The 12,546-nt window shown below is 56.3% G+C and carries 10 protein-coding genes; 3 read left to right on the top strand and 7 right to left on the bottom strand.

The annotated features are described in order from the left end of the window. Positions 1-52: 52 nt before the first annotated feature. The 5 genes from QME84_12115 to QME84_12095 form a co-directional block, all read right to left on the bottom strand. On the bottom strand, positions 53-643 hold the full coding sequence (locus QME84_12115) for a TetR/AcrR family transcriptional regulator (GenBank protein MDI6875010.1): 591 nt from the start codon (positions 641-643) through the stop codon (positions 53-55). A 132-nt stretch (positions 644-775) separates the two neighbouring features. Beyond that, on the bottom strand, positions 776-2,176 hold the full coding sequence (locus QME84_12110) for a transaminase (protein ID MDI6875009.1): 1,401 nt from the start codon (positions 2,174-2,176) through the stop codon (positions 776-778). A 356-nt stretch (positions 2,177-2,532) separates the two neighbouring features. Next, positions 2,533-3,441, bottom strand: a complete 909-nt coding sequence (locus QME84_12105; protein ID MDI6875008.1) for an MBL fold metallo-hydrolase — start codon at positions 3,439-3,441, stop codon at positions 2,533-2,535. A gap of 97 nt (positions 3,442-3,538) precedes the next feature. Further along, on the bottom strand, positions 3,539-4,366 hold the full coding sequence (locus tag QME84_12100) for a 3-hydroxyacyl-CoA dehydrogenase family protein (protein MDI6875007.1): 828 nt from the start codon (positions 4,364-4,366) through the stop codon (positions 3,539-3,541). 153 nt (positions 4,367-4,519) lie between these two features. Next, entirely contained in the window at positions 4,520-4,768 is a 249-nt protein-coding gene (locus QME84_12095) for a hypothetical protein (GenBank protein MDI6875006.1), read from the bottom strand. A gap of 568 nt (positions 4,769-5,336) precedes the next feature. Between QME84_12095 and QME84_12090 the strand changes: the two genes are divergently transcribed. The 3 genes from QME84_12090 (at position 5,337) to QME84_12080 (ending at position 9,409) form a co-directional block, all read left to right on the top strand. Then, positions 5,337-7,859: a PAS domain S-box protein gene (locus tag QME84_12090; GenBank protein ID MDI6875005.1), complete on the top strand. Its 2,523-nt coding sequence runs from the start codon at positions 5,337-5,339 to the stop codon at positions 7,857-7,859. Positions 7,860-8,071: 212 nt separating this feature from the next. Beyond that, entirely contained in the window at positions 8,072-8,344 is a 273-nt protein-coding gene (locus QME84_12085) for an RNA-binding protein (GenBank protein MDI6875004.1), read from the top strand. Between the two features lie 273 nt (positions 8,345-8,617). Continuing rightward, a complete protein-coding gene (locus QME84_12080) occupies positions 8,618-9,409 on the top strand; it encodes a methyltransferase domain-containing protein (protein ID MDI6875003.1) in 792 nt (263 codons plus the stop codon). Between the two features lie 163 nt (positions 9,410-9,572). Here the strand turns inward: QME84_12080 and QME84_12075 are convergent, their stop codons facing one another. Together QME84_12075 and QME84_12070 are read right to left on the bottom strand one after the other, a co-directional pair. Beyond that, positions 9,573-10,859 carry a metallophosphoesterase gene (locus tag QME84_12075; protein ID MDI6875002.1) on the bottom strand — a complete coding sequence of 429 codons (1,287 nt, stop codon included), beginning with the start codon at positions 10,857-10,859 and terminating at the stop codon, positions 9,573-9,575. Between the two features lie 166 nt (positions 10,860-11,025). After that, the gene (locus QME84_12070; GenBank protein ID MDI6875001.1) at positions 11,026-12,531 is read right to left on the bottom strand and encodes a response regulator; all 1,506 of its coding nucleotides are present in this window, start codon (positions 12,529-12,531) and stop codon (positions 11,026-11,028) included. Positions 12,532-12,546: the final 15 nt, after the last annotated feature.

Below are 12,546 nucleotides of genomic sequence, written 5' to 3'. Positions count from 1 at the left end.
CCAAAAATGCCCATCTACCTGGTATTTTGGAAATGCAACTGTAGAAGATGAGCTAAAGCATCTCCAGTATTCTTTCCTGGAACCCCTCCAGAAGCGCCCGGGTATAGTCGCGTCGGAAGCGGAAGAACACGGAAAAGATGCCCACTCCCTCCTGGAAGGCCACTGCTGCCAGGGCGAGATTGTCGGCATCGGGACACGGGCCGATCGTTTCATTAAAGATCCGCGAGAGTCCGTCTATCCACTCGCGGTAGATCCTCTTCACCCGCTCGCTGACGTTGCGGTTATGTAAGGCTACCTCCCAGATCTCGAAGAAAACCTTCTGGAGCTTTTTATCACAGGTAACGTTTTCGTTGAAATAGCGTAAAATTTCTCGAACCAGCCCTCGAGCCTCCAGCCCCATTTCCTGCAGCTCGCGAAGACGTTTCTCGAAGGCACGACGGTGCTCCTCGTATATGCTGTCGACGAGATTGATCAGGATATCCTCCTTGCTCTCGAAATAATAGTGCAGCATAGCAGGATTAAGACCGGCCTTCCTGCCAATGTCCTTGATGGACGTTTCGCTGTATGATTTTTCCAGCAAACATCGGTAAAGAGCCTCCAGAATTTCCTTGCGACGCTGATCTTTTAGCGGCTTCCTCCCCACTCCTACCTCCGATGAAACCACGACACTCGCGTATGGGCGACGCGCAGGACGAATGCGAAAAGATAGAAGAAGTTTACCACATGTGGGGACGATGACGCCCAAAAGACGCTCTGTACATTAAGGGGCACTTGCTCATTGAACCAGCTCTTTGACCAGGTCCCTGATGGTGTTCACGTACTTGTCTACCTCCTCTTCGGTGGTAGTCGGTCCTACCAGGGCCATCTCGTGTACGGGGGTGAGCAGGATACCCCGGTTGGCGCAATAGAGATGGATCAACGCCTCCAATGGTCCGGTCAAGCCCTCGTTTATAGGGTCTACCGCATTATAGGGCACCTCCGCGAACAGCGCCTCCGACCCATTCTTGGGAGGTTTGGGCAGGAAGCGGAACTCCACCCGACACCCGATGCGAGCCACATACCAGTCCAGCCCGTATTCCTTGATGATCGCTGCCAAACCGTCCTCCATTCGCTCGGCCAAGGCGATCATGCGCGCGAAGTTCTCCTCGTTGAGGACGTGTTCCAATGCGGCTCGCATAGCGGCTACGGCGGTGGCGTTGCCGGAAAGAGTCCCCCCGAAGCCGAAGAAGACATGCCAGGGTCGACGTGCGGCCATCCAATCGCTGATCTCCCTACTGAAGCCAAGGGCAGCGGCGGGATAACCGCCGGCGATGAACTTACCTACCACAAAGATATCAGGATCCAGATCCATCTCACCAGTCACGCCCCGGGGTCCCGCGCACATGGAGTGAGTTTCGTCGATGAGCAGCAAGGTTCCGTGCTTGCGGGTCAGTTCCCTCAGGGCCTCGTGGAATCCCGGCTCCGGCTTGATGATGCCCACGTTGGTCATCACCGGCTCGGTGATCACGCAAGCGATGTCCCGGGGGGCAAGGGCCTTCTCCAGGGCGTCCACGTCGTTGAACTCTATCATGCGGGTCATCACCGACGGATCGGGGACGATGGGGCCCATCAACCCCGGCACGTTGATCAGGTGACCCATGATATTCACGCAGAGAGTCTCGTCGACAGAACCGTGATAGGTGCCGTTGAAAGCGAGGATAAGTCGGCGGCCCGTATACTCGCGGGCCACCTTCAAGGCCATGCGATTGGCGTCGGATGCGGTCATTAGAACCTGCCAACAAGGCAACTTGAAACGACGTTCCAGCTCCTGCCCCACCCATATGCAGTCCTCGGTGGGGAGCATGGTGGTGGTGCCCCGGGTCTTTATCTGTTCGTAGATCGCCTCCACGATCTTGGGATGCGCGTGGCCGCACAAACCGCCGGTATCTCCCAGGCATAAATCAAGGTAAGTATGGCCGTCCACGTCGGTTATGTGCACGCCCTCCGCCTTTTCCACGAAGATGGGGAAACCACCCACCCAGATGCGCATCCAGGACATGGGGACGCCGCCCACCAAGTTTTTCTTCGCTTCTTCGAAAAGCTTCTTCGATTTGGGATGCTCCGCTTCGTAGCGCTCCTGCTCGCGTTGCACGAGTTCCTTCACTCTTTCCAGTGTTATTTGGGCCATATCTCTCATTACCTCCTTCAAGCCGACAGAGACGGTTATGGATATAGATATATAAAATATAAACTTTATATATTGGTTAGTCAACCAATATAATAATATTGCTTCCGTTACGTTCCGTCACCTCCGCTCCAGTGACGGGAAAGATTGGAGGTAAAAACATCGCCGGTTAACATTTTGAAAGGCTGCCAAGCGGGCAATGATACGATGAGTGCGTAGAGGGCGGCGGTGCATCCCGGCGACGGGGAAAAATCGATAAACCTGTGTAAACATCCGGAGTTGAAGTAAGACCAAAAGCGCATAAACCCGGCAAGTAAGAAACGAGCCCGACCGCAGTCGGGCTTATATCGTTCACCCATACGGGGGCTTTAGTGATTTGTAGATTTACGATTGAGATAGTGCATTATTCCCCGGGCGTTTACCCGCGCAATGCCGGATAAAAGTTCCAGCTCTTCTCCCGATAAACAGGAAAGGCCCTCCAAGATGGATTGGGAAAGGCGCTCTGCCCAGTCCTCCATTCCCCGCAACTTCTCGGCCACCCGCACCAGATGCTGCAGCCGCTCCATGAAAAGGTCGATCGTTTCCCGGGTCCGGGAGGTGGAGCCGAAGTGGGTAAAGAGGAGCTTCTTCGGCGAGAGCTCCCTAAGCCTCCGGGCGCTGGCTAGGGAGAGCTCCGGGTCGAACTCCGGTGAGGGCGTGGCTGGCATGGGAGGGAGGTCCTCCCCAAGGAAATGCCCCAGCGCGTCGCCGCAGAAAAGGTCCGCGCGGTGCGGCTCGAAGAAGGCGTAATGTCCGTGGGAGTGCCCCGGCGTATGCACCGCCTGCAAGGACATCCCCTCGCCCAAGTCCAGCATAAAGCCGTCATGCAGGGGGATTATCCTTTCCTCGCTTACCGGATACATGGTGCCGTAATGCGGCGCTATAACCCCCAGCGCCTTGCCGGCGCTCCTCACCAGCTTCTCGGGTTCCACGAGGTATCTCGCGCTTCTCCCGTCCACCAGAACCCGAGCCTTGGGCATGTACTGGAGAAGAAAGGCCGCTCCTCCCGCGTGGTCCAGATGAATGTGGGTGAGAAGGACGTAGTCCATTTCCGTTCCATCTATTCCCAGCTCCGCAAGACCGGCGAGAACGTGTTCCACTCCCGTGGAAGGACCGCTTTCGACCAGGGCCGTTTTTTCTCCCCGCAGGAGATAGACGCCGCATTGGCCGGTCATGCCGGCGAAGAAACAATCGATAAGGTGGATGCCCTCTCCTATCTCGATTACCCTGCTTTCCATTTTCTGCCTCTATTTACCAAGGTCAGGATTTGCGTTCCACGGAAACACCGGGCTAAACCTCCATACCCGCCGGCATCGGTTCCCTTCGTCGGATATTTCAAACTGTCCAGTAGCTCCTTTTCTCGCCCGAGCTGTAGTCGTAGAACCCCTTTCCGGTCTTTCTGCCCAGCAGCCTCGCGGTAACCATACGGTGCATGAGAGGGGGTGGGAGGTACTTGGGGTCGCCGGTGTCCCTGTAGATGGCCAGTCCCGCGTTATACAGGATATCCACCCCGGTCATGTCGGTGAGCTCCAGGGGCCCCATGGGTAGGTTGTAGCCCAGGCGCATGGCGCGATCTATGTCCTCCGGGGAGGCCACCCCCGACTCCAGAGTCTTGATGGCCTCCATGACCATGGGCAGATAGAGGCGGTTGGAGAGGAAGCCGGCATGGTCCTTGCGAACGATCACCGTTTCCTTGCCCAGGGAACGGGCCCATTCGTCTGCCCTCTTGAGCGTCTCGTCGGAGGTCTGGATGCCGCGGATGATCTCGCAGAGGCGCATGAGGGGTACAGGACTGAAAAAATGGGTGCCCACCACCCTGTCCGGCCTCTCCGTGGCGGCGGCGATGGAGGAGATGGGGATGGCCGAGGTGTTGGTGGCCAGTATGGTGCGAGCGGGGCAGATACCGTCCAGTTCGCTGAAGACCTTGCTCTTGACCTCAAGGTCCTCAAAGACCGCCTCCACCACCAAATCGGCGTTCGATGCATCCTCTAAACAGGTGGTCGGCGTGATATTCGCCAGGGCGCGGTCATGATCCTCCTGGTCGATTCTTCCTTTGGATAACAATTTCTTTAGGGATTCCGCGACGGCTTTCAGCCCGGCCTCGATCCGCTCGTCGGAGATATATTTTTCCGATATCCATTCGTGCTCATCTAAGTGGTCCAACCCGGTTTTCATCAGCATAGGCGGCCCGGCCGCCGGCTGCATGAAGTTCAGCGACATTCGCACCGTCCTTAAGCCGTTCGGCCCTGCCTCAGATCCACGGACGGCTCCTGGTAATGCTCCATCCACACCTCGTCCGCGAGGCGCCCCTGCTCCTCACCGTAGCGATCGAGGTCTGGGGCCAGCTGGGTGAGGATGCCCTCTGCCTCGGGGGGTGAGCCGGGCGGCGCTCAGGGCTACGCACTCCCGCAGGACGTAGGGATGGTCGCTTTCCCTTCTCGTGCGGTTGATGCGGTCCCAGCGCTGGATGTGCTGCTCGGGGGTGGTCATGAGGTCCAGGGAAGGGCGGGTCCCGATGTGCATGTACTGGAAGTACCAGCCGAGGAAGCACCCCTTCTCCTCCATGTAGAAATCGACGAATTCCTCGCTGGTGAGGAGGTCGGAGTTGAAGCGGGTGACGGTGGCTGAGAAACCGAAGAGGGCCCAGGCTTCCCGCAGGTTGTCCAGCTATCTGGCGCCGGGAATTGGCTATTATGCATTGGTTTTATGGGCGGGGGGGTTATCTCGGAAACCCTTGTTAAACAAGCTGAATCAACCTCGAGCCCCTTCCCAGCCTCTTGGGCAGGGTATCCACCCCCTTGTCGTATTCCTCGTCCGCAAGGTGAAGATAGATTTTGTCGGTTGGAGATATCGCTGTGGCCCAGGTAGTCGGAGATTAGATCATTGAATTGCTTTCAGCAGTGGATGAAACAACCAGCCAATACGGGATTTATGTTTCTCTGTGGAAAGAACAAGGATTGGGATACCATTTTCACCGAGTAATGAGCTTGGATTGCTGGTTTGTCATCCTGATATAATTCTAATCGGATAAAATAATACACTGTTAAGTTTGAAGCGCGATACACCGAAAGCGTTTATGATTGTAGATTAGTGAAAGATCAAATCGAAGAGATGCAAGAGACAGCGGTAGCGAATGAACGGGTGGGCTTCTAATAAACCCATTGCTATAAGTTCAGGAAATCATATAATTCAGGCATATGCGAAGGACAAGGAATACCTTGATGGACTTCTTTTTTTCGTGGAACAAGGAATCAGGAAAAACGAGAAAATATTTTGCATAACCGATTCCTGTCCGCCCGGCGAGATCTTAGGTTATTTTAAAAGATTCGGAAAATTCGATGCCCAAAAAGCCCTGGATATCGGGCAACTCCACCTCCTTGATTTCAAGGAAGCCTACCTGCATGGGGGAGAGTTTGACGCCCAGCGCATTTTCGACCTTATCCAAAGGGCATCCAGGCAATCTTTAAGGGAGGGATATTCGGGCGTCCTCGTCACCTCGGAAATGAGCAAGATGTTGTATGAAATCATTGGCCCGGAAAGACTGGTGGATTATGAGGCAAGGGCTAATTTATATATCCGGGAAAGTGCCTGTACCGCCATCTGCCATTATGACCGAAGGCGATTCGAGTCCAGGCTGATCCTGGACCTTTTCTCGCTTCATCCGTACGTAGCCGCGGACAGGTGGATATACGAAAACCGTTACTTCCTCACACCGGAGGAGTACCAGGAGCGGGGCTTGCACGAGACCATACTCGAACGCATGATCGGCAACCTGGAATCCAGCAGGGTTCTGGAACAACAGTTGAGCAAGGAACGGGAGTTCAGCCAGGACCTCCTTCAGTCCATGCCCGCCTATTTTGTGGCCATAGACGGGGAGGGGAGGACGGTCTTTGCAAACAAAACCATGCTTCACAAGTTGGGTTATACCCTCGAGGAGGTAAAGGGGAGGGACTATCTGAGTACCTTCGTGCCTCCAGAGGAACACGCCGCGGTGGCGGAGGAATTGCGGCTTCTATCCGTATCCGAAAGCCCGAGGATGAGCATAAATCGAGTTCTCTCCAAGGATGGTCGGAAATTAACCGTTGAATGGTGCGGCAAGCGCATGCTTTCAGAAGATGGCTCCCTGGAATTCTTGTTCGGTATCGGATTGGATATCTCCGAGCGTATCGGAATGCAGGAGGCCATTCGGGAGAGGGAGGAGATATTTGATCTCGTAGCCTCCTCCGCCAAGGATGCCATCGTTATCCTGAACGGCGAGGGAAGGGTCTGCTACTGGAACCCCGCTGCCGAGGAGATCTTCGGCTATACGGCCGAAGAGATGATGGGAAAGGATCTCCACTTGCTTCTGGCTCCCAAAAAGTACCACGCCTCCTATAGAGAGGGTATCTCGCGATTCAGGGCCACGGGAAGCGGGTCCGTGATAGGAAAGACCCTGGAACTCGAGGGCAGGAGAAGAGACGGCGCCACCTTCCCTTTTGAGCTCTCGGTCAGCTCCTTCCAGAGAAGGGGAGAATGGCATGCCGTGGGCATCTTGAGGGATATCACCGAGCGGAAAAGTCGAGAGAAGGCCTTGCAGGAAAGCGAACAAAAGTACAGGACCGTATTCGAAACTACCGGTACGGCCATGTTCATAATAGGGAGCGACGGTACCGTTTCCGATGTCAACCGGATGGCGGAGAGAATGCTCGGTTGGGCGCGCGAAGAGGTAGTAGAGAAGGCGAAATACACGGATTTCCTGCACCCGGATGATGTAGGGAAAGCCGTGGAATACTCCTCGCGTTTATGGCGCGGGGAGACGAGCGGCCCGATTCAATTCGAAGCCAGGGTCAAGCGCTGTAGCGGGGAGTTCATGCCAACACTTGCCACGATAAACTTGTTACCCGGCCGTGAGGCCGGTATCGTTTCCCTGATCGACATTTCCAGGGAAAAGGACAGGGAGAGGATTTTAGAGGAAAAGGCAAAGCAGTTGAAGGATTTTTTGGCCATCGCCTCTCACGAACTCCGGCATCCCTTGACCCTGGTAAAGGGTTATGCCGCGATCCTGGAAAAGAACAGGCACTCACTTGATGCGGAAGACTACGATCACGCCCTGCAAGGGATTCGACACGGCGTGAATCGCTTAACAAGGATTGTGGAAAGCCTCCTGGATATAACTCGCATCGAACATGGAACTTACCTTGCCAAGAGAAGGCCGACGGACCTGCGCCTTCTGGTTGAGGGGGTAGCCGAGGAGGTGCGCATGAAGGAATATAGGGAAATCACTCTTGATTTGAGAGGCGAATTGGAGAACGTCTACGTGGACCCGGAGGCGATTTCCCAACTCTTCGTCATCCTATTGGAAAACGCGTGCAAATTCTCCCCTCCCAGCACGGTTGTCGAAGTGAGGGGGGAAGGGAAAGAGGGGATGGTAAGATTTTCCGTTTTGGACCGGGGTATTGGCGTTCCCGATGAGGATCGCGAGAGGATATTCGAACTTTTTTACCAGGTGGAGGATGTTATACACCATTCCAAACCGGGTCTTGGTATCGGGTTATATATGGCACGGAAGATAGTCGAAGCCCATGGAGGGAGGATCTGGCATACGAATCGCGAGGATGTCGGGTCTGAATTCAGCTTTGAAATTCCGGGAAAACCGCAAGGATCACCTGATAGTTGATTACCTATGTAAAAAGGTACATGAAAATTAGACACCATAGGAAGAAGCAGTTCCGCTGCGGGTGGACGGAGGGATGGGAGGTTGAGATAAAAATTTGCTTTTTCCTCTTCGAGGGTATATAGTTAATATGCATTGGTTTTTGAGGTGTTACGTTGATGCGTCCCGAGGAGACCGGCTCCTCGGGACTTTTTTGAAGCGAAGGAGGTGAAAAGGTGAAGATATACGTGGGGAACCTGAGTTACTCGACGGATTCCGAGGAGCTCCAGAAGGCCTTCGAGAGGTTCGGGACCGTGGAATCCGCGGAGGTGGTCATGGACCGCCACACCAACCGCTCGCGCGGCTTCGGCTTCGTGGAGATGCCCGACGACAACGAAGCCCGGGCGGCCATATCCGGCCTCAACGGCAAGGAGATAGACGGCAGGACCCTCAAGGTCAACCAGGCTAAGCCCAGGAATACGGAGAGCAGGAGCGCCTACCGCTTCTGATCACCTTTCCCGGCAGCGAAAAAGCCCTACGGTTGCGGGCTGAATCCTGGAGGGGCGGGGTTCCTCCCCGCCCCTTACACCTCTTTTCTGGGATCCTCCTTTATGACTCTCGTATTTCCCCTGCCCTGCTTCCATGTCGGCGAAAGGCACGTAAACTCCTTGTCCCCATGGCCGAAACGGATGGCAGACCACTCGTGCCGGCGGAAGTTGACCGGTGCGAAAACGGGGACATATCATGTTTTTGCGCATCAGTCGGAGCATGGAGGTCGAGAAATGGAGAAGAAACCGGAGGAAAAGGCCGAACTGCTCATGGAACTGGCGGAGGCGCCGCTGACCCGCCTGGAGGCGGAGCTGGCCTTCCGACACCTCTACCGTCACCTGGAGGGGGACCTCAAGAGGAGCGGCGGAGAGTTAAGCGTGCTGGACGTGGGGAGCGGCCTGGGCGAGGTGGCCCTGCGCTTCGCCGCCCTGGGTCACCGGGTCACCATGCTGGAGCCCCAGGCCTGCCTCCTCAAGACCGCGGAGGAACGGGCGCGGGAACAGCTCCCCGACCGCGCTTCCTACCTGCGCTTCCTGAACGAGCGCATCGAGAACCTCGAAGAGTGCATCGCCGAGGATTTCGACCTCATCATCTGCCACGAGACCATCGAGTACGTGGACGATCCCCTGCGGGCCCTGAATGTCATCACTAAGGTGCTGCGCCCCCGCGGGAAGCTCTCCCTGGTCTTCCTGAACCGCTACGGCTTCATCATGGAGAAGGTGATCATGGAGGGCAACATTCGCCTGGCCATGGAGGCCTTCGACATGGAAGTATTTCCCACCCCCCTGCACAGCGGGCGCGGACACCTGTATTCCGACACCGAGATCCTGGCCCTGCTGGATCCCCTGGGCTACAACCTGGAGGGCCAGTACGGCCTGCTGGTCTTCTCCGAATTCGTGGACTGCTCCCTCTTCGAGGAGGGGCAGTGCTACAAGGGTTTGATCGAGCTGGAGTTGAGGGCCGGGCAGGAACCCCACCTCAAGGGGGTCGGAAAGTACGTCCAGATTATCTGTTCCAAGGCGTGACACCGCTTCCGTACTGTTTATCGCGGCCCCGGGGAGCGGAACGGTCAGGGATTTAACGTGGAAAAGGCCGGCTTCGCAACCTGGATATCCGGTGGCGTTGCCGCCGTACGGAGATTCTTAGTGGATCGCCTCCGTTCGAGAGATAGAAGGTCCAGGACACCCTTTAAGTGCCCGTCTCCCGGTGGGACGCTTGCTGGGAGAAACGGCGCAGGGAAGCGGTGTAACCGTGGATTCCCTTCCTCACCGCCGCGTAGGTCAGGAGCTGCTGGTAGAGGCTCTGGTCGGCCAGGTCCCGCCAGCGCAGCTGCCGCCGGGTCCGGGTGAGGAAGAGCATGGGTATCCAGGTTCCCGTGTTTATATAGTACTTGCCCTTCCTGCCCTCCAGGACCGGCTGCATCTCGTTGGAATAATAGCGGTGGTCGTGGCCGAAGACGACTACGTCGATACCTTGGTCCGAGAGGAGCAGGTCCCGGGCGGCCACGGACAGGGCATCCTCCCGGGTGGCCAGGGAATCCAGGTGCAGGTCGTCTAATCGCCTCTCCTCTTCCTCGGCCTCCTCGGCGGGGAGGTGGTGGCTGAGCCTCTCCGCTTCCTCCAGGCCCTGCACCTCCACGCGGGCCCTTCCGGTCATGATACCCAGGGCCCTCTTCAGGGAATATCCCCAGGTGTCTAGCCTCCCTTCGCGGCGCCGCCTCTGCAGTTCCCGGCTCTCCCGGAAGGGAGGGAAGCCCACCTTGGCCATGAAGCGGGCCAGCTTGAAGCCGTAGGCCAGCTTGAACCACCAGCTTTCGTCCTGGATGCCCAGGAAGACCATGTTGGGAATGGGCCTCACGTTGTTGATGAAGGGATTGCGCTCGCTCATCATCCCGTTGGCGAAGTACTCAAGGAAACAGTTGCTCCAGCTCCTTTCCAGGCGCAGCTTGCCCGTCCGCGGGTCGCGCAGGAAGGGATGGGTGAAGTTCTCGAAGGCGCTGTCCGCGTAATACTGGTTGCCGTGCTCCACGTAGAGTCCGCCCTCCCGGTAATAACCGGTATAGGCGAAGTGGAAGTGGTCGGAGTCCGGTGTCCCTATTTCCTCCAGCAGACGCTCGCGGACGCGGGGCCAGAAGAGGTCCACGTCGTGGTTGCCGGGTACCAGGACCAGGCGGTGCCCGCTTTCCAGGAAACGCCGCAGAGCGTCAAAACAGTCCCGGTGGGCTTCCAGAATGCGCTCCAGCTTCCGCAGGGACTCCTCCTCCGTGCAGCCCAGGCGGGAGAAGGGCTTAACGGAGGTCTTTTCCAGGTTGACGGCCACGAAATCCAGGAAATCACCGTTGATTATCAGCTCGGAATGACGGCGTTCGCCGATGGTCTCCAGGAAGGAGCGGAAGGCGGCGTCCTGGTTGAACTCGTCCAGGTGGTCGCCTGCCCCCAGGTGCAGGTCGCTGATCACGAACCTGGTCCTGGCCATCTTTAAATCCCACCTTTCGTGCTCGGACAATAATTGAGTATATCACTCACTTGTCAAACCGGAATTACCGGTGTATGCACCGTTGTAAGGCCGTTATTTTCTCAGAAACAATGGAAGTGGATCGAAGGCGAAGGATTATAGGACGCACTCTCCGCCCGGCAAGCCGTCAATCGGGAAGCCGGTCGTAAATGGCCGCAAAATCCTGCTGCCGTCTGCGGAAGACCTCCAACACCTTTGGATCGAAGTGCTCTGGTAAGCTTCTCCCGTCACCCTGGAGGATAATTTCCGCGGCTTTTTCATGGGGGAAGCCTAGTTTGTAATATCTTTTGCTGCGGAGGGCGTCATAGACGTCGGCTAAGGCCACAATGCGACCCGTAAGGGGGATTTCCTCCTCCCGTAAACCGCGCGGATAACCGGAGCCGTCCCATTTCTCGTGATGGTTCAGGGCTATCTCCGCTGCCACGGCCAGTCGAGGGTGGCTTCCCAGTATGTGAGCCCCGGCTTCGCAATGTTTCTTGACTTCCTCCCATTCCTCCGCAGTCAGGGGGCCCTCTTTGCGCAGGATATCGGGATGGACATGTATCTTCCCTACGTCGTGCATCTGAGCCGAGTATCCGATTATCTCTACCTCACGTGATGGTAGGCCGAGCTCTTCGGCTATCAGGGCCGAGTAAAAGTTGACCCTCTTGATGTGTTCACCTGTAAGTTCATCGCTTGCCTCCGCTGCCCTGGCCAGCGCTTCTATGGTGTAAAGAAAGGCCTCCTCGGTTTCCTTCGCGTGTCTTGTAAGCGACTGGAAAAAGGATACGGCGAGGAAAAAGGTCTTCAGGGCTTCACGATCGAATTCTGTTACCTCCCCCGGATAATCGATTGCCAGGACCAGAAGAGAACCATCGCTCACCCAGGCTGCCGGCGAAAGTCGATCTGGATTAAGCCAAGCTGCTTTTGTTTGCCCCTCAACGATGCCAGGTATCGGGAAGGACGTTTCTCCCGGTAATTCGATCAGGGATAGCTTATCGGAGGTTAAAGAGTAGGACTCTTCTTCGACGAAGGTGCCTTTCCACCGCACCAGTATGCCTTCTGCTCCTGTGCCTACCCCGATCCTACCGATGAACAGGGCCCCGGGTTTTTTCCTGATCTGCTTGGAGGAAAGAAAGGAAAGAGCCAGTTCCGCTCCTACATCCCTGGTAAGAAATTCTTGTTCGTCCGCCATTTTAAGAAGGATAGTGCTAAAGTAGGTCACCGAGGCCATGGCTTGGTAAGCGTTTTCCAATCGGTCACGAAGGTATTTCAAGCGCAAGAGCGACCTGGTTCGTGCCAGTAGCTCTTGGCGGTTCACGGGTTTGGAGAGGAAGTCGTCTGCGCCCGCCTCTACAGCTCTTACGCGATCGGAGACCGCATCCAGTGCGGTGACCATGACCACGGGAACGAAGGCTGTAGAGACGTCTTCCTTGAGGCGTCTGCAAACTTCTACTCCGTCTATTCCGGGCATCAGAATATCCAGAAGAACCAGGTCGACTTGCCTGGAGCTTATCAGTGCCAGGGCTTCCTCGCCGTTCTGCGCCGTTATCACCTCGTAACCTTCCGGCTCCAGCGAGGCTCTCAACAGATCGAGGTTTATGGGCTCGTCGTCCACTACCAATATCACGGGGTTGGTTTCGGTGAAACTCATGGAATATCCTCAGAC

Source organism: Actinomycetota bacterium, assembly GCA_030019255.1.
Classification (GTDB): Bacteria; Actinomycetota; Geothermincolia; order Geothermincolales; family RBG-13-55-18; genus Solincola_A.
This window is presented reverse-complemented; position numbering and strand designations above follow the sequence as displayed.